Annotated in this window: 16 protein-coding genes, 1 tRNA gene and 1 riboswitch; of the genes, 12 read left to right on the forward strand and 5 right to left on the reverse strand. The window is 39.4% G+C overall.

The annotated features are described in order from the left end of the window. Positions 1-69 precede the first annotated feature (69 nt). Positions 70-145 (reverse strand) — tRNA-Met (locus tag AC1DNH_RS09905). 114 nt (positions 146-259) lie between these two features. Between AC1DNH_RS09905 and era the strand changes: the two genes are divergently transcribed. The 4 genes from era (at position 260) to AC1DNH_RS09925 (ending at position 3,934) form a co-directional block, all read left to right on the forward strand. Beyond that, positions 260-1,156 (forward strand): GTPase Era, encoded by an 897-nt coding sequence (gene era / locus AC1DNH_RS09910; RefSeq protein WP_477582717.1) that lies wholly within the window; start codon positions 260-262, stop codon positions 1,154-1,156. Between the two features lie 16 nt (positions 1,157-1,172). Further along, the gene (locus AC1DNH_RS09915; protein ID WP_477582719.1) at positions 1,173-1,679 is read left to right on the forward strand and encodes a TlpA family protein disulfide reductase; all 507 of its coding nucleotides are present in this window, start codon (positions 1,173-1,175) and stop codon (positions 1,677-1,679) included. A 154-nt stretch (positions 1,680-1,833) separates the two neighbouring features. Then, a complete protein-coding gene (gene der / locus AC1DNH_RS09920; protein ID WP_057931453.1) occupies positions 1,834-3,135 on the forward strand; it encodes a ribosome biogenesis GTPase Der in 1,302 nt (433 codons plus the stop codon). A 289-nt stretch (positions 3,136-3,424) separates the two neighbouring features. Next, positions 3,425-3,934, forward strand: a complete 510-nt coding sequence (locus AC1DNH_RS09925; RefSeq protein WP_477582721.1) for a GNAT family N-acetyltransferase — start codon at positions 3,425-3,427, stop codon at positions 3,932-3,934. 214 nt (positions 3,935-4,148) lie between these two features. Here the strand turns inward: AC1DNH_RS09925 and AC1DNH_RS09930 are convergent, their stop codons facing one another. The 4 genes from AC1DNH_RS09930 to AC1DNH_RS09945 form a co-directional block, all read right to left on the reverse strand. Further along, the gene (locus AC1DNH_RS09930; protein ID WP_477582723.1) at positions 4,149-4,655 is read right to left on the reverse strand and encodes a GNAT family N-acetyltransferase; all 507 of its coding nucleotides are present in this window, start codon (positions 4,653-4,655) and stop codon (positions 4,149-4,151) included. Positions 4,656-4,759: 104 nt separating this feature from the next. Continuing rightward, positions 4,760-5,356 carry a short chain dehydrogenase gene (locus AC1DNH_RS09935; RefSeq protein WP_477582725.1) on the reverse strand — a complete coding sequence of 199 codons (597 nt, stop codon included), beginning with the start codon at positions 5,354-5,356 and terminating at the stop codon, positions 4,760-4,762. A gap of 208 nt (positions 5,357-5,564) precedes the next feature. Beyond that, a complete protein-coding gene (locus AC1DNH_RS09940; protein ID WP_477609161.1) occupies positions 5,565-6,698 on the reverse strand; it encodes a histidine decarboxylase in 1,134 nt (377 codons plus the stop codon). Between the two features lie 150 nt (positions 6,699-6,848). Continuing rightward, positions 6,849-8,456, reverse strand: a complete 1,608-nt coding sequence (locus tag AC1DNH_RS09945; RefSeq protein WP_477609163.1) for a S41 family peptidase — start codon at positions 8,454-8,456, stop codon at positions 6,849-6,851. 190 nt (positions 8,457-8,646) lie between these two features. Between AC1DNH_RS09945 and murQ the strand changes: the two genes are divergently transcribed. The 8 genes from murQ to AC1DNH_RS09985 all read left to right on the forward strand — a co-directional run bounded on the left by murQ (position 8,647) and on the right by AC1DNH_RS09985 (position 18,471). Beyond that, positions 8,647-9,450: an N-acetylmuramic acid 6-phosphate etherase gene (murQ, locus tag AC1DNH_RS09950; RefSeq protein WP_131028100.1), complete on the forward strand. Its 804-nt coding sequence runs from the start codon at positions 8,647-8,649 to the stop codon at positions 9,448-9,450. A gap of 168 nt (positions 9,451-9,618) precedes the next feature. Continuing rightward, a complete protein-coding gene (locus AC1DNH_RS09955; RefSeq protein WP_057931446.1) occupies positions 9,619-10,185 on the forward strand; it encodes a hypothetical protein in 567 nt (188 codons plus the stop codon). Between the two features lie 38 nt (positions 10,186-10,223). Continuing rightward, positions 10,224-10,967 carry a Bax inhibitor-1/YccA family protein gene (locus AC1DNH_RS09960; RefSeq protein ID WP_215129941.1) on the forward strand — a complete coding sequence of 248 codons (744 nt, stop codon included), beginning with the start codon at positions 10,224-10,226 and terminating at the stop codon, positions 10,965-10,967. 113 nt (positions 10,968-11,080) lie between these two features. Beyond that, positions 11,081-11,185: riboswitch (SAM riboswitch) on the forward strand. A 133-nt stretch (positions 11,186-11,318) separates the two neighbouring features. After that, positions 11,319-15,020 carry a methionine synthase gene (metH, locus tag AC1DNH_RS09965; RefSeq protein WP_477625356.1) on the forward strand — a complete coding sequence of 1,234 codons (3,702 nt, stop codon included), beginning with the start codon at positions 11,319-11,321 and terminating at the stop codon, positions 15,018-15,020. Positions 15,021-15,165: 145 nt separating this feature from the next. After that, on the forward strand, positions 15,166-16,119 hold the full coding sequence (metF, locus tag AC1DNH_RS09970; protein WP_108197393.1) for a methylenetetrahydrofolate reductase [NAD(P)H]: 954 nt from the start codon (positions 15,166-15,168) through the stop codon (positions 16,117-16,119). A 123-nt stretch (positions 16,120-16,242) separates the two neighbouring features. After that, a complete protein-coding gene (locus tag AC1DNH_RS09975; RefSeq protein ID WP_477578717.1) occupies positions 16,243-17,634 on the forward strand; it encodes a pyridoxal phosphate-dependent decarboxylase family protein in 1,392 nt (463 codons plus the stop codon). Between the two features lie 45 nt (positions 17,635-17,679). Further along, positions 17,680-17,982, forward strand: coding sequence for a hypothetical protein (locus AC1DNH_RS09980; RefSeq protein ID WP_477578715.1), 303 nt, complete (start codon positions 17,680-17,682; stop codon positions 17,980-17,982). Between the two features lie 75 nt (positions 17,983-18,057). Beyond that, on the forward strand, positions 18,058-18,471 hold the full coding sequence (locus AC1DNH_RS09985) for a tail fiber domain-containing protein (protein WP_477578714.1): 414 nt from the start codon (positions 18,058-18,060) through the stop codon (positions 18,469-18,471). Positions 18,472-18,603: the final 132 nt, after the last annotated feature.

Here is an 18,603-nt window from a genome sequence, read left to right on the forward strand (position 1 = left end):
CAGAATGAAAATCTGGCGTCCTCACCCCTAGACGAACGGGCCATTAAATTAGAGTGTCTTTCAACTCTTTGGTAGCGGGGACACGACTCGAACGTGCGACCTTCGGGTTATGAGCCCGACGAGCTACCAACTGCTCCACCCCGCACTCTATACAACTCGTTTTTTTCTTTGAATTAAATCCTTAACTCTGTTTCCGAATTGGAATGCAAAGATATAATTCGTTTCTTTGTGCTGCAAATTTTTTTTAAAAAATATTTTAATGGCGCATAAAGCAGGTTTTGTTAGTATAATAGGTAAACCAAATGTAGGTAAATCTACCCTCATGAATGTGCTTGTAGGCGAGCGACTTAGCATTATAACTCCTAAGGCACAAACCACAAGACACCGCATTTTAGGTATCGTAAATGAAGAAGAATATCAGATCGTTTTCTCTGATACTCCCGGTATAATTAAGCCAAAATACAGTTTACAAGAGAGTATGATGAGCTTTGTTAACGGATCTTTGACCGATGCCGACGTACTTTTATTCGTAACCGACATCAACGAAGAGCACGATGAGGGAGACGTTATGGAGAAAATTCTGAACCGTAATATCCCTACAATTGTCCTCATCAATAAAATCGATAAAGCATTACAAGAACAGGTTGATGAGAAGATTGCCTACTGGCAGGAGAAGTTAAATCCGGTTGCTATTTATGCAATTTCGGCTTTGCATAAACACAATGTCGACGGATTATTGGACCGCGTGCTCGAAATGTTGCCAGAACATCCACCATATTACGACAAAGAAGATTTGACCGATCGCTCAGAACGTTTCTTTGTTTCGGAGATTATCCGCGAAAAAATCTTCCTTAATTATCAGAAAGAAATTCCTTACAGTACCGAGGTAATTGTGAAGAGTTTTAAAGAAGAGGAAATGAAAAACGGTAAAGGTGCATTGATCAGGATTACTGCAGAAATTGTGGTCGAACGCGATTCGCAAAAGAACATTCTAATCGGTACAGGTGGAAGCATGTTGAAGAAGGTAGGTACCGAAGCACGTTTAGAGATTGAGAAATTTTTAGACAACAAGGTTTTCCTGGAGATGTTTGTGAAGGTAATTCCCGATTGGCGAAGTAAAAAGAATTATTTAAAAAGCTTCGGTTACGATAATTAATTTCGATTTTTAGGATATGAAGATAAATTTAACGTTTCTCTTATTGCTGATCGGTACAGCAGTTTTTGCCCAGGAATCAAACAATGGTAAAAAATTGTGGGCAAAATCTATCCTGAACGAAAAAGCGCCAGACCTGGTTGTTGAAAAATGGATTTCAAAACAGCCCGATACCAAAGGGAAGTTTGTACTGATCGATTTTTGGGCAACCTGGTGCGGACCATGCAGGGCATACATCCCTACATTAAACGATATTCAAAAGAAATATGCCGATAAAATTGTAATTATTGGTGTTTCTGATGAAGCAGCAGAAAAAGTAGAAGCTTTTAATAATCCTAAAATCAACTATTTTGAAGCCGTAGACACTAAGGGGACAGTAAAAGACTCACTTCAGGTTAAAGGTATTCCACATGCTATTCTTATCGATCCGAAAGGAATTGTTAGGTGGGAGGGCTTCCCTTTATTACAAGGAAATCAATTAACAGAAGAGGTAATAAAAGGACTTTTAGAAAAGTATAAAAATTAATATTAATGGAGGTTACGAAAATTAACCTTACCTTTGCAGCCCGAAATAAATCGGTTAGTAGTTGATAGTCAATGGCTGATAGCCAAATAGTTTGAGCAGCTTGCCTAAACATCACGACCATTAACTATAAGCCATTAACTATCAAAAGAACACCATGAGTAATATTATAGCCATCGTAGGCAGGCCAAACGTAGGCAAGAGCACCCTTTTTAATAGATTAACCGAAAGCCGTAAGGCGATTGTAGATGATATCAGCGGGGTAACCCGCGATAGGCACTATGGAGTGGGTGAGTGGACAGACAGACAGTTTACAGTAATCGATACTGGTGGTTATGTAGCCAACTCAGAAGATGTTTATGAAGCCGCCATCCGCGAACAGGTAATGATCGCCATCGAAGAAGCCAGTGTATTAATCTTTATGGTGGATGTAACCACAGGCATCACCGATTTAGATGATGATATTGCCCAGGTACTGCGCAGAAGTAATAAACCTGTTTATGTTTGTGCAAATAAAGTAGACAATACCGCTTTATATAACGAAATCCATACTTTTTATGGTTTCGGATTAGGCGAAGTATATGCATTATCATCAATGACGGGTTCTGGAACCGGAGAGTTGTTGGATGAGATTGTTAAAAATTTCGAAGATATTCCGGAAGAAGAAAATCAATTGCCTAAGATTACCATTGCAGGTCGTCCGAATGTGGGTAAATCTTCTCTGGTTAATGCATTAATTGGTAAAGAGCGTAATATTGTTACCGCCAATGCAGGTACAACCCGCGATTCGATCAAAATTCATTATAACCAGTTCGGTCATGAATTTATGCTGATCGATACTGCCGGATTGCGTAAAAAAACCAAGGTTAAAGAAAACTTAGAGTTTTATTCGGTAATGCGTACCATTAAAGCTTTGGAAGAAGCTGATGTTGTGGTATTAATGATCGATGCAGTAGAAGGAATCGAAAGTCAGGATATCAATATCTTCCACCTGGCCGAGAAGAACAAAAAAGGGATCGTAATTTTGGTAAACAAATGGGATTTGATCGAAAAAAATACACAAACGATGAAAGCTTTCGAAGAGCAGATTCATGAGCGTATCCGCCCGTTTACCGATGTCCCAATTGTATTTACTTCGGTATTGAACAAGCAACGTATCTTCAAAGCAATTGAAGCGGCTTTAGAAGTTTATAAAAACCGTAGCAAGAAAATCCCTACATCTAAATTGAATGATGTGATGTTGCCACTGATCGAGAAATTCCCACCACCGGCATTAAAAGGAAAACACATTAAGATTAAATACATCACGCAAATTAATGCTACTTCGCCAATGTTTGCCTTTTTCTGCAACTTGCCACAGTACATTAAAGATCCGTATAAACGTTTCATCGAGAATAAATTAAGAGAAAACTTCGATTTTTCTGGTGCACCGATCCAGATTTATTTCAGACAGAAATAGGTTTGAGGTTGAAGATTTAAAGGTGGAAGGCGTAGGGCCAATATGCCTAAAAACCAATGTTATTTAAAACAGGGCTGCATTCCATAGCGAAAGCAGCCCTGTTTTTGTTTTTGCTATTCATGTCATTCTGAACGCAGTGAAGAATCTGTTTGTTATTAAGTTTTTGTTCGTCGGGATTTGAAATCCCGTCGCACTGTTCTGTGGATTTGAAATCCACGAAAGTCTAAACTCCAAAGACGGAATTGCAAATCCCGACTAACGGGATAAAAAATACCCTTACCTTTGTTTCATGCAATTACAAGTACAAAACAGCCTGGCAGCCGACATCGATGTCATTTTCAAGTTTTATGATATGGCTATTGCTCACCAGAAGAAAGTGTTTAACAAACACTGGCAAGGCTTTAGTAGAGAAATGGTGCAAGCCGAAATTGATGAAAACCGCCAATATAAAATTCTTGTAGATGGCGTGGTAGCCTGTGTATTTGCCATTACGTTTAACGATCAGTTAATTTGGGGAGAACGGGATCATGATGCGATTTATATCCACAGGATCGTAACCCATCCCGAATTTAGAGGTTATTCTTTTGTGAAGGAAATTATCAAATGGGCTAAGGATTACGCCGCAAAGAATAACATTAAGTTTATCAGAATGGACACCTGGGCGGATAATGAAAAACTACTCGAATATTATACAGACTGTGGCTTTGATTATGTTGGGGTAGTAAGCATGGAAAAAACTGATGGACTACCGAAACACTATCAGGGAATTAGTTTGAGCTTGTTTGAAATCGTATTGTAAATTATAAAACGGTCGTCATGCTGAACTTGTTTTATTGGTAGTCTTTATGATTTTAAAGGCCTAATAGCCACTTCGTGGTCAGCATCTTTTTAGTATCGTCCTCGTTTGCAACGAGGATGAATGAAATACACATTTGTAATATGTTTAAATCACTTAAGCCGATGCAATCGGCATAATCGTACATCCTCGTTGCAAACGAGGACGATGGGTTAAATCATTTCAATTCAATTTTCCAGCTTAACATATCATCAACTTCTCCAATATGGATAAAGTTGTTTTTTTCTAAAATGGAATACGAGGCCACATTATCTTTTGTAGTGGCGGCAAAAACGGATTTCACTTTTGGCTGCGCTTTAGCCCATTCTATTAATCGGCCAACTGCTTCCGTCATAAAACCCTTACCTCTAAATTCTTCGTAAGTACCATAACCAATTTCAATTTCGCCATTTGGATCAGGCTCACCAACAAAACAGATATCGCCTACCATTCTATGATCGCGTTTAGATATGATTGTCCATAAGGTATGGTACAGATAATCTTTATCCTTATCAAAAACGTTAGGTAAAATCGTTTCCTCCAAAGCATCATGAAGCGAAGGAGAAATGTTTTTTTTGGTTGGCAAAAGGCCAAACTCTTCTTCAAGTGAATGATCATCTTTAATGTATTTTAAAAGTTGATCGTGTGTTAATGGTCTTAAAATGAGGCGTTCTGTTTCTATCATGCTTGAGTTTGTTAGATAGACCAATATAAAGCTTTGGGTTTTGAATAACCAAAATTTTAGAACAAGCTTTTGTTAAAAAAAATGTCTTAAAATGCCGAGTGTAATTAATAAACCTTTATTACCTGTCCTGTTACAATGCCCAGTACACTTTTTTCGTAAGCTTTAACTACTTTCTCCATACTAACCGGAATTTCGCCAGGAAAAGAATCGAAATAAGCAGGCGAATCTTCAACCACGTTGGGGCTGACGGCATTTATACGAACCCCATTTTCAAGTTCTGGAGCAGCAGCGAGAACAAAAGAATTTAATCCTCCATTTATTGCGCTTAGTACGGCGCCTGCTGCAACGGGATGATCAGCCAATATGCCCGAAGTTAGCGTAAATGAGCCACCTTTATTAATGTAATGCTGACCGATAAGCACAAGGTTAACCTGGCCCAATAGTTTGTCTAGTAAGCCGCTCTTAAATACCTCACCCGTCATCTGGCTTACTGGCGCAAAAGGGCCTTTTCCGCTCGTACTGATCAAAGCATCGAATGGCCCAATCTGCTTAAACATGGCTTTAATCGATGCTTCATTGGTAATATCTACCCGAACATCGCCTTTGGTATTTCCTACGCGGATGATCTCATGTTTTTGTGCAAAAGCTTCAGCTACTTTTTTGCCCAACGTGCCTGTCGCGCCTACAATTATTATTTTCATAGCGTATTATGTTAACATAAAAAGGTACATATAATCCCGCAAATTTCGCAGAAGAGCGCTGATTTGTAATTTTACGCTGCGTTAATCTGTGTGATCAGCGGGAAATTGATAGCCATAGTACAATTACTTATCACTAGGTGTGTTTAATGTGTAATACTAGTTTAGCGTCGTTATTAAACATCAAGGCCGTTAAAATGTTTGTATCGCGTCAATCCTGCAACACAATTTCTGCTTTTAGGTCGGTAATCAGAAGATCGATATGCGCTTGCGTTACGTTGGGCATGCAGATGATATGCGAATTTCCCTGCTCAGCTGCCAGTTGCCATTTTTTACAAATTGTAGCAGATGGGGTAGGGAAGTTTACGGTTATAGCATTCACGTTTCGCCATGCAGCAATACCCAGCGCCTTAAGTTTTTGCTCGGTATAAGCTGCAGTTGCTAAACTGTGCATGGCCCTGGTTTTTAAACCTGTTATACCCAAACGTTTAATGGTGTGCCATAAAAATAAGGGGCTATGGCCATTTCTAGATCCGGTAATGGTGGTATCAACACTTCCGATGTAAGCCACCGAACGGGCAATCCGATCACGGTTTGATTTTTTGGCAATCACCACACCGCAAGGCATCGGCGAGCCAAAAAACTTGTGACCGCTAATGGCGATGCTGTCTGCACCATCTTCAAAGTCGAATGCTGGTCTGGGTTCAATCAATGCACTGTAGGTGCCAGAAAGTGCAGCATCGGCATGGATATAATAATGTTGGATAGCCAGTTTTTTTAAGATGCTTTTAATTTTGGCCACATCATCACGGGCCTCGGTCATGGTGGTGCCAATATTCGCCATAATGATAACAGGCATGTGGCGGTTCATCCTAATGGTGTGTTCAAGGTCTTCGTAATCGATTTCTCCATTTTCCTGGGTACGGATGACGATGTTTGACATGTTGAGTAAGTGCAGGTTCTTTTGTACACTATAATGTGTAGCTTCAGAGTAATAAACCATTCCTTTTGGATGTAATTCGCGGGCAAGGTACAAGCCATAAAGATTTCCTTCTGAACCGCCATTGGTTACATAACCCCACCAGTTATCTGCAGGCGCTCGGAAAAGTTCAGCAAAAAACTGGACTACTTCTTTTTCGAGTTCACGTGAGCCTACGGCATAGGTTGAAGTAACAAAAGGATCACCCAGGTTGTTCATCGGATATTTTAAAAAATCTGAAAGTGTCTGATAATCGAAGTCCTTTGAAACGGGATAACCTAAGAATAAATCGGTCTGTTTCTTAACGTTCTCTAATAGATCATTTAATACCTGTTGATCTTTTTCCTTTAATTTGCTCGCTTCCATAAGATATGATTTGCTGGCAAAATTAATAAAACAAAATATAGTATTATTATTTGTGATTAATTAAGAACATTATGCTGAAATATTCTATTTTTGTAAAATTAAAATTCTTTTTAGCGCCTAGATTGAGGTGCCATGAAATATAAAATATGGCTATTGAAGGTTAAGTAGCGCTTGTCTTACGGCGTTGTCGGTTTGGTTTGCAGCCTTGTAATAACCTACGTCGCCTAGATAATAACGGCAAAGCAAAGCTTTTAAATCATTCAAGATCACATTTTTCGAATTATACAATTGAAAACGGTCTATCGCTACATTTTTGCGTTGAAGATACCCGATAAAGTCTTTAAAGTCGTTATCATTTATAGTAAAGATATTGATATTCTGCTCAACAAAACTGGCACTATACTTATTGGTAAGTACATTAAATACATAATCAGAAAGCACTTTTTTGCTCACTAAATTGCTGTAAAACTTATTGTAGCCACTTGTGTCTAATTTTACAAATACATCTGGCTGGATACCGCCAATCGGTTTAACTTTTCTGTTGGGCTGAATATTTACGCCTTCTGTTTTCTCAATAGAATCTTGAAAAGAGGTCCGGTCTCCGGTAAGCTCTCCGTCCATCATACGCTCGTCTAATTCATGTTTGTAGGCGTCGTAACCTTTTTTATACGATTTTTGGATACTGCGACCAGATGGTGTGTAATATCTAGCGATGGTTAAGTTCAATGCAGAACCGTCGCCAAAAGCAAACTGCTCTTGTACCAAACCTTTGCCAAAAGAACGGCGGCCAACAATAATTCCGCGTCCCAGATCCTGGATGGCTCCAGCTACAATTTCGCTGGCCGAAGCGGTATTTTCATTAATCAGGATAGCCAGTTTGCCATTTTGAAAAGCGCCAGTGCCCGTAGAAAAATAATCGGTACGTGGCTCATGTTTACCCTGTGTATATACAATAAGTTTGTTCTCGGCTAAAAACTGATCGGCCAAACCTGTAGCAGCAGTAAAATAACCACCTCCATTGTCACGCAAATCAAGAATCAGTTTTTTCATGCCCCTTGCTTTCAGGTTATTGGCTGCAACAGAAAAGTCGTTATCGGTATTAGCGCCAAACTTGCTGATCCGTACATAACCTGTTTCGTTATTGATCATATAAGCTGCATCAATACTGCTGATGTTTACTTTGCCTCGTGTAACCATAATGCGGTTACTTTGCGGTGTGCCTGGATGTAAAAGCACCACGCTAACACCTGTTCCAGATCTGCCTTTAAAACGGCCCGTAAGTTGGTCTTTTGGTAAATTTCTTCCACTTACAACTGCCGTATCGATACTTAGGATTTTATCGCCCAATTTTATCCCCGCCTGGTAAGCTGGGCCATCTTTAACCACGCCGGTAACCATCATGGTATCGTTAAGCATATAATATTCTATGCCCACACCCTCAAAGTTCCCTTCCAGGTTATCGGTCATATCCTGCGCATCGGTTGGTGGCAGGTAAACACTATGTGGATCGAGTTGGTGCAGAACGCTATCTATGGGTAAGTTTTGAAGCGAATCGGTATTGATATCATCAACATAATTACCGTTGATGATGTGTAAGATCTCATTTAATTTCTCATCGCTGTTGTTGGCGAGTTGAGGGCTCTTTTTAACGCCAAAACCTTGATCTTTAATAAATTTTATGCCCAAAAACATACCCACTATTAAAATTACAGAATAGCTTGCAGCGATCAGTACGTTATTTCGGGTGTTTTTTTTCATCAGCGTTACTGCAAATTTATGAAAATTAGCGAGTTGATATATTTTTTAACTGCATTTTCATGTCTTTTGTTTATAATATTTAACATTAATTAACGCGATGGAACAATAGGTTGAAATTTATGACAGATATTTTTAGGTTTTTACGGTAGTTTTTAGAAAGAATTTACCGAATTTTATCAAAATTAAATTTATGAATAGAGTTACCGAGCAAGAATCTAACTATAACCACATCGATCAGATGTCGGTGTTAGAAGTTTTGCAGGGCATTAATAACGAAGATAAAACTGTAGCATTTGCAGTTGAAAAATCTTTGCCTCAGATCGAAAAATTAACATCGGCAGTGGCCGAGCGAATGAAAAAAGGTGGCCGTCTCTTTTATATAGGTGCGGGTACCAGTGGTCGTTTAGGTGTAGTAGACGCATCAGAATGCCCACCTACATACGGTGTTCCTTTTGATTGGGTTGTTGGAATTATTGCCGGTGGAGATACAGCCATTAGAAGAGCGGTAGAATTTGCTGAAGATGACGCCGAACAAGCCTGGAAAGATCTTCAGGAATTTGAAATTAACGAGAAAGATTGTTTGGTTGGTCTGGCAGCGTCAGGTACTACGCCATATGTAATCGGCGGATTAAACACGGCACGTAAGCATGGTATTTTAACAGGTTGCATCGTTTGTAATACCGGCGGACCTATTGCTGCAGAATCGGATTTTCCGGTTGAAGTGGTGGTTGGCCCTGAGTTTGTAACCGGCTCTACCCGTATGAAATCTGGTACGGCTCAAAAAATGGTGTTAAACATGTTAAGCACTACCGTTATGGTTCAGTTGGGGCGTGTAGTTGGCAATAAAATGGTCGATATGCAGTTAACCAACCATAAACTGGTAGACCGCGGTACACAAATGGTGGCCGATGAACTAAATATAGGTTACGATGAAGCAGCTGAGTTGTTAACCCGTTACGGAAGTGTACGTAAAGCAGTTGAAGCAGGACACTAAGAAATGAGAGAAGGATAGAAGGATTGAATGAAAATGAATTAGTGAATGAAAGAATGATTGAAGGATAGGATGTAGAAACGATCTTAACATTCACTCATTCAAAACTCAATCATTCAATAACTTATCTAGTCACTCATTCAAAATTCAATTATTCAATAATTAAAGTATATGCACGAAATTGAGCCTTATTACCAGTGGAGAGATGATTATATTTCGGCAGAAGATGAGCGTTCGCCATTTTACAATACCGAATATTCAGAACTTTACTTCGATAAGCAGATTTACAATTTTTTACTGCACCCGCAATGGGACGAGTTTGGTTCGAATACCTTATACATGAAGGTGTTATACGCCGATTATGATCGCAGTTATGCCGTTATAGAATTTATAGGAGAATGGAACGATGCCATTAACAACGATATTATGCTGCTGAAACGCGATATTTTAGAGCTGATGATGGATGAAGGCATTAATAAATTTATCCTGATCGGTGAAAATATACTGAATTTTCATGCCTCTGATGACAGTTATTACGAAGAGTGGTTTCAGGAAGTAGAAGATGGCTGGATTGTTGGAGTTAATTTTCAGGAACACGTAATCACCGAGTTTCGCGATAATAACATCGATTATTACATTAACTTTGGCGGTGCATTTGACAATCTGCCATGGCGCACATTAAAACCTTTACAGTTCTTTAAAAAAGTTGAAGAATTGCTGACAAAAAGATTAAACTAAATATTTATTTTTATATAGTTAAATACACAAAATTTAAAATGGAACAACAAAATTATCAATATCAAAAAGACAGTGTTTTTGTACAGGAAAGATCTGTTTCTAAAAAATTCTTTGCAAACGTTTTCTTGTGGATGTTCGTGGCATTGTTATTATCTACGCTTTCTGCCTTTTATATTTCTAACAGTGAAAGTGCATTAAGATCGTTAATCGATTTTGAAACCGGCAGAAGAACTGCTTTAGGTTACGTAGCCATGTTTGCACCACTTGGATTAGTTTTATTAATGGGCGCGGGTTTTAACAAATTATCTTATGGTGCACTATTAGGCGTTTTTGTGCTTTTCTCTATTTTATTAGGAGTAAGTTTAAGCTTTATTCTCTTAATTTATACCGGGGCGTCTATAATTACCTGTTTCGCTGCGGCTGCGGGTATTTTCGGTATTATGGCATTTATGGGCTATACCACTAATATTGATCTCAGTAAGTTCGGCCCTATCTTAATGGTAGGTGTTGCGGGATTATTTATTGCGAGCATTCTTAACATGTTTATTAAAAGCGAACAATTTAGCCTGATTATGGCTTTTGTAGGTATTGCGGTATTTACTGCGTTAACGGCTTATGATGTGCAGAAAATTAAAAGAATTGGGATGGGAATTCAGGAGAGTGGAGAAGCAATTCCAGAAGCAGACACTAAAAAACTGGCAATAATGGCTGCTTTGAATTTATATTTAGATTTCATCAATATCTTCCTTTTCTTACTTCGTATTTTCGGAAGCAGAAAATAGTCATTAACAGAACAATATTCTTAAGGCCGTGCAGAATTGCATGGCCTTTGTAATTTTATTTGGTAGCAAAGCGATAAATTTTGGAATTGATGTTGCTTTGTTGCATTTTTGTATGCTTATTAAGAAAGACGGAGGGATTAGACCCAACGAAGTCTTAGCAACCTGTAACCATACAAGGTGCTAAATTCTATTCTGCAAATAGCGGAAACAGATAAGTTTAGGATTACGATTCACGTACCAACTTTTTAAATAAGCCTTTTAGAGACTTGAGACCATAGATTTGAGATTTGAGACATTGTGTCTTATCCACTCTCATATCTGATATCTCATATCTCAAATCTTACAACAAGAATGAGCATAAGAGAAGAATTAGAAAAACGTATTTTGGTGATTGATGGTGCAATGGGTACCATGATTCAGCGATATACCTTAACCGAAGAAGATTTTAGAGGGGAGCGATTTAAAAACCATCCCTGTGATGTAAAAGGCAATAATGATTTGCTCAACATCACACGTCCGGATATTATTAAAACAATACACCTGGAGTACCTGGCCGCTGGTGCCGATATTATCGAAACCAATACGTTCAGTACACAGCGCATTTCCATGGCCGACTACCAGATGGAAGACCTTTCTTACGAAATGAGTTTTGAGGGCGCGCGGGTGGCAAAAGAAGCTGTAAACGTGTTCATGGCTGCAAATCCAGGCCGTAAATGTTTTGTGGCCGGTGCTATTGGCCCAACCAACCGTACCCTTTCCATGTCGCCGAATGTAAACGATCCTGGTTTTAGGGCAGTTTATTTTGATGAGCTCGAAGCCGCTTATTATGAGCAGGTGCGTGGTTTGGTAGATGGTGGTTCTGATGTATTATTAATCGAAACCATTTTCGATACTTTAAATGCTAAAGTGGCTATTGTAGCCATTAAAAAATATGAAGAGGTAATTGGCCGTAAACTGGAGATTATGATTTCTGGTACCATTACCGATGCCTCTGGAAGAACACTTTCAGGTCAAACTGCCGAAGCTTTCTTAAACTCTGTAATGCATGCAAAACCGTTAAGTATCGGTTTTAACTGTGCTTTGGGTGCTAAAGAAATGCGTCCGCATATTGAGGAGCTTGCTGCAAAAGCTGGCTGTTATGTTTCGGCCTATCCAAATGCAGGTTTACCAAACGAGTTTGGTGCTTATGATGAACAGCCGCATGAAACGGCACATTTAGTTGACGATTTTATTGCCTCTGGTTTTGTGAATATTGTAGGCGGCTGTTGTGGTACCACGCCAGAGCACATTGGCTGTATTGCCAAAAATGCCCGAAAAGCAGAACCCCGTAAAATACCTGTATTGGAGCCTTACATGCGTTTAAGTGGGCTTGAGCCTGTAACCATCACCCCAGAAAGCATTTTTGTAAATATTGGTGAAAGAACAAATATTACCGGATCTCCCAAATTCTCTAAACTGATTTTAGGTGGAGATTATGAAGCCGCACTGGCCGTTGCTCTGCAACAGGTTGAAGGTGGTGCGCAGGTAATTGATGTGAATATGGATGAGGGGATGTTGGATTCGGAAGCAGCAATGACCAAATTCTTAAATCTCATTGCCTCCGAACCTGATATTGCCAAATTGCCCATCATGGTCGATTCATCCAAATGGTCGGTTATTGAAAATGGCTTAAAATGTTTGCAGGGAAAAGGAATTGTAAACTCTATTTCACTAAAAGAAGGGGAGGAGAAATTCCGCGAAAGTGCACGCAAAATTATGCAATACGGTGCTGCGGTAGTAGTAATGGCTTTTGATGAGCAAGGACAGGCCGATAATTATGAGCGCAGAAAAGAAATCTGTAAAAGAAGTTACGATATTCTGGTGCACGAAATTGGTTTCCCGCCAGAGGATATTATTTTCGATCCGAACATTTTAACTGTTGCAACCGGATTAGAAGAACATAATAATTATGCTGTCGATTTTATAAATGCCACACGGTGGATTAAAGAAAACCTACCTCATGCTAAAGTGAGCGGAGGGGTTTCTAATATTTCTTTCTCTTTCAGGGGAAATAATACCGTTCGCGAAGCAATGCACTCCGCATTTCTTTATCACGCCATTCAGGCTGGGTTAGATATGGGGATCGTAAATGCAGGGATGCTAGAAGTTTATCAGGAAATTCCACCCGAATTGTTAGAAAGGGTGGAGGATGTACTCTTAAACCGAAGAGACGATGCTACAGAGCGTTTGGTAGAATATGCCGATACCGTAAAATCGAAAGGTAAAGAGGTAGTTAAAGATGAAGAGTGGAGAAAAGGTTCTGTTGAAGAGCGATTATCTCATTCTTTAGTAAAGGGAATTGTAGAATACCTGGATGATGATGTGGAAGAAGCCAGACAAAAATATGCCCGCCCGATTCAGGTAATCGAAGGACCGTTGATGGATGGGATGAACATTGTGGGTGATTTATTCGGTGCCGGAAAAATGTTCTTGCCACAAGTGGTAAAATCGGCAAGGGTAATGAAAAAAGCCGTAGCCTATTTATTGCCATTTATCGAACAGGAAAAGCTGGATAATCCCGATCAGGATCAAAGTTCATCTGCAGGAAGAGTTTTAATGGCCACCGTAAAAGGCGATGTGCATGATATTGGAAAAAATATTGTGGGTGTAGTATTGGCTTGTAATAACTTCGAAATTGTTGACATGGGCGTGATGGTTCCTGCGCAGGAAATCATCAAAAAAGCCAAAGAAATAAAAGCCGATATTATTGGTTTAAGTGGATTGATTACACCATCATTGGATGAAATGGTTCACTTTGCCAAAGAAATGGAGCGCGAAGGTTTTACCATTCCCTTAATTATCGGTGGGGCCACTACTTCAAGAATCCATGCTGCTGTAAAAGTAGCGCCAAATTATTCAGGACCTGCTATCCACGTATTGGATGCTTCCAGAAGTGTTACCGTTTGCAGCACCTTGATGAATCCTGAAACAAAAGACGATTATGTGGCAGGTATCAGGGCCGAATATGATAAAGCACGCGAAGCGCATTTAAATAAGCGATCGGATAAACGTTTTAAAACCTTAGAAGAGGCACGTGCAAATAAATTTAAGATTGATTTTCAGCCCAACCTACCCGTTCCGGAATTTACAGGCACAAGGGTTTTCGATAACTATCCCTTAGAAGAACTGGTTCCCTATATCGATTGGACGCCGTTTTTCCATACCTGGGAGCTCCGTGGCAGTTATCCGAAAATTTTCGATGATAAAAATGTAGGGGATGAGGCAAAGAAACTTTTTGATGATGCACAAACTTTATTAAAACGCATCCTCGACGAAAAACTGTTAACAGCAAGAGCCGTAATCGGTTTCTGGCCAGCTAATGCGGTTGGAGACGATATTCAGTTGACAGTTGCCAGTGATCAGCTGTCAAATGACTCAGAACTGAAAACTGAGAACTCCAAACTGGTAACTATCCATACCCTCCGCCAGCAGGCCGAAAAAGTAGATGGGCAGCCTTATTATGCTTTATCTGATTTCATTGCACCGAAAGAAAGTGGTATTCAGGATTATTTTGGTGGTTTTGCCGTAACCGCAGGTATCGGGATTGATGACCTGGTAAATGAGTTCGAATCGAATTACGATGATTACAATAGTATCATGGCTAAAGCATTGGCCGATCGTTTAGCTGAAGCTTTCGCAGAACGCTTGCACGAACGTGTACGTAAAGAATACTGGGGTTATGCACAAGATGAAAATCTGAGCAATCAGGAATTGATTAAAGAAGAATACGCAGGTATCCGTCCCGCGCCAGGTTATCCTGCCTGTCCGGAACACACCGAAAAAGGAACTTTATTCCAATTGCTTGATGCGGAGAATAAAATAGGGTTACACTTAACCGAAAGTTATGCCATGTATCCAACAGCAGCGGTAAGTGGGTTTTATTTCGCGCATCCCGATTCAAGGTATTTTGGATTAGGAAAAATTACCAAAGATCAGATTGAAGATTACGCCATCAGAAAGAATATGCCGGTTGAAGAAGTGGAGCGGTGGTTAAGTCCAAATTTAGCTTATTAATATTTTCGATTTGTCGTCCTGAGTGAATAGAAGGATCTCAAACCGAAGAACATATAATTTTGATGTTTGCAGTCATCAGAAATAAGAACTGCTACAATGTTAGAGATGCTTCGTTAGCACTCAGCATGACACCCAAAAATAGGTTATGAAGATTACAGACCATATAAAAAACGCAAAGGGTAAAACCTTGTTCTCTTTTGAATTATTGCCGCCTATTAAAGGGCAAAGTATACAATGGATTTATGATGCGATAGAGCCATTATTAGAGTTTAATCCTCCTTTTATTGATGTAACTTCGCTCCGCGAGGATTACATTTATAAAGAACAGGCGAATGGTTTGCTACAAAAGGTATCTTATCGTAAGCGTCCCGGAACCATTGCCATTTGTGCGGCCATTATCCATAAATATAAAGTAGATGCCGTTCCGCATCTCATTTGCGGTGGATTTACCAAAGAAGAAACCGAAAATGCATTGATCGATTTACAGTTCTTGGGTATTGATAACGTTTTGGCTTTGCGTGGCGATGCCCGTAAGGCAGATGGGAATTTCGTGCCAACTCCCGGCGGACACTGTTATGCTACAGATTTGATCGAGCACATCAAGAACCATAACGAAGGTAAATTTTTGCACGAAGATGTAGAAACCTTTAAAAGTGATTTCTGTATCGGCGTGGCTGGCTATCCGGAAAAACATTTCGAAGCGCCTAACATGAGTACCGATTTCAAATACCTGAAAAAGAAGGTTGAAGCAGGAGCAGAGTTTATTGTTACGCAGATGTTTTTCGATAACCAGAAGTATTTCGATTTTGTAAAAAAATGCAGGGAAAACGATATCAATATTCCAATTATACCAGGCTTGAAGCCTATAAGTACCTTGTCTCAGTTAAATGTGCTGCCTAAAATATTTCACATCGATTTGCCTGATGAGTTAACGGATGCGCTATCGCACGCTAAAAATAATAATGAGGCAAAAGAAATTGGTACTGAAGCCATGATTAAACAATGTAAAGAATTGATTGATTTTGGTGCCCCGGTGTTACACTTTTACACCATGGGCCGCCCAGAGCAAACCAAAAAGATTGCTAAGGCTATTTTTTAGTCTAAAAAGCGTCGTCATTGCGAGGCACGAAGCAATCCTACAACGATCGCTAATTAACCTAGCGCTTTAAGATTGCTTCGTGCCTCGCAATGACGTATTTTTTTTGTTACTTAAATTATCATCATGAATAATCTAAATATCGACCAACAAAACCTCGATGCCATACTGACAGAAGTTAAACAACAGGGAATAGATTATTTAAACCAAATTCATGAACGGCCTACAACCAGTTCTGCTGAAGTAGAGATTGTCTGGGATTTATGCGAGCAAGGTTTTGGTACACTTGAAGCCTTAAAACAATTTAATCAACGCTTCGAGCCTATTATGGTGGCCTCATCTGGGCCAAGATACTGGGGCTTTGTAACCGGTGGAACAACTCCTGCTGCCATTGCTGGCGATTGGCTGTCGACTATCTACGATCAAAACACACAAAGCGCAAAAGGTAACGGCGACGTTTCGGCTATCATCGAACTCGAAACCATCCAGTTATTACTTTCGTTGTTTAACCTGCCCAAGGATTTTTTCGGTGGTTTTGTAACCGGAGCAACCTTATCTAATTTTACCTGCCTAGCTGTTGCAAGGCAATGGATTGGCAAACAATTTGGAAAAGATTTTGCCAGAGAAGGTATATCAGGTAAGGTAAATGTATTGTCGGCTACACCGCACTCATCAGCCATAAAATCCTTATCGATGCTTGGCTTGGGTAGTGGCAATTTTATTCAGGTAAACGTAATGCAGGGCAACCGCGAAGCGCTAGATGTTGCCGACCTTGAACTAAAAATACAAGCCTTAAATGGCGAACCTTTCATTTTAATCTCAAGTGCCGGAACAGTAAATACGGTTGATTTTGATGATTTTGAAGCCATTAATGCCTTAAAAGAAAAATATAATTTCTGGTGGCATATCGATGCAGCCTTTGGCGGCTTTGCCGCTTGTTCGCCTAAATATAATCATTTTGTTAAAGGATGGGAGCATGCCGACAGTATTACGGTTGATTGCCACAAATGGCTAAATGTACCCTATGAAAACGCAGTATTTTTCGTGAAAGAAAAACACCAATTGTTACAGGTAGAAACCTTTCAGAATTCTAATGCAGCTTATTTGGGCAATCCGATGGAAAATTTCAGTTACTTAAATTTTTTGCCAGAAAATTCCCGCCGTTTAAAGACCTTACCTGCATGGTTTACCTTAACAAGCTATGGAAAACAAGGTTATCAGGAAATTGTAGAAACTAATGTTGAGGTGGCCTTACAGTTTGCCTGTTTTATTAATGAAAATCCAAACTTCGAGTTATTGGCACCCGTACGTCTAAATACCGTTTGTTTTTCGTTGACAGATGAAAGTTTAGTTGCAACATTCCTGAATAAGTTAAACGCGGGCGGAAAAGTTTTTATGACCCCTACATTTTATAACGGGAAGAAAGGAATACGTGCTGCTTTTGTAAACTGGCGGACCTCAGCCGCTGATGTTGAGTTGGCTACTACAGCTATGCTTGAAATTCTTACAGAACTTTAACCTTAAAATTATTGTTTTAATGCTGTAGCGTTTATCTTTGCACTAATGAAATTAGATGGCCTTAAATATGTACTTATTGCCTGCATTGCGATAGCTTTTTTCTTAAAAGTAAGTGATGCGGTTTCGTATTTAAACTATTCTACCAATAATGTTGAAGTTTTATCTACAAACGATGACGCAACAGAGAAAGAAGAAAAGAAAGTAGAAACTGAATATGCGGTGCAGCAAATCGCGTTTCATGGAGCGTTATATTTCCCACTTCAAACTTCAAAAAAGGTGCTTATTCCTGATTATTGTCTTCAATTGGCCTACTTCCCTGAGGTTTTAACGCCGCCACCTTCTGTATAAGCATATTCTTTAATGTTTAAACCGTTTCGCAAAAACGGAACCAATTCTCTATTTTAAAAATTACAAATAATATATATGAAACGAGCAATTTCATTTGCAGTGCTGTTAGTCGCTGCCGCTTTAAAAATCAGTGCACAAGAAGTTGTGCAGAACAATGTTAAACCAGTAGAAAATGCCCTAAATCAGGTTACTAAGTTGCAGCCTGTAAGTTTTAGTTATGATAAAGCCTGGGCCGAAAAACTGAAGTTATCTGCTAAACCACAGTATGGTTTTGTAGGAGCTGACGCTAAAATAGCTTTTCCTGAAATTGTTTCTGTACAGGCAAAAAGTTATGCATCAGGCAAAAATGCTTTTAAAAATGCTACTATTACCAAGGTAGATTATGAGAGTTTAGTCCCGCTTTTGGTCGCCAGTATAAAGGAACAACAGCAGCAGATTGAAGCACTACAGCGCGAGCTGAAAACACTAAAATCGCAAAACACTAAGTAAAAATGAATCCCGATGAAAGTCGGGATTTTTTTATTCTCTGTTTACTTTGTATTTCGGTATTTACTGTTCGATGTGCTTAAAAAGGAATGCATAGAGAAGTATGAAATAGGAACATTGTTTTATAGATACGTC

Source organism: Pedobacter sp. 01N310, from assembly GCF_056399805.1.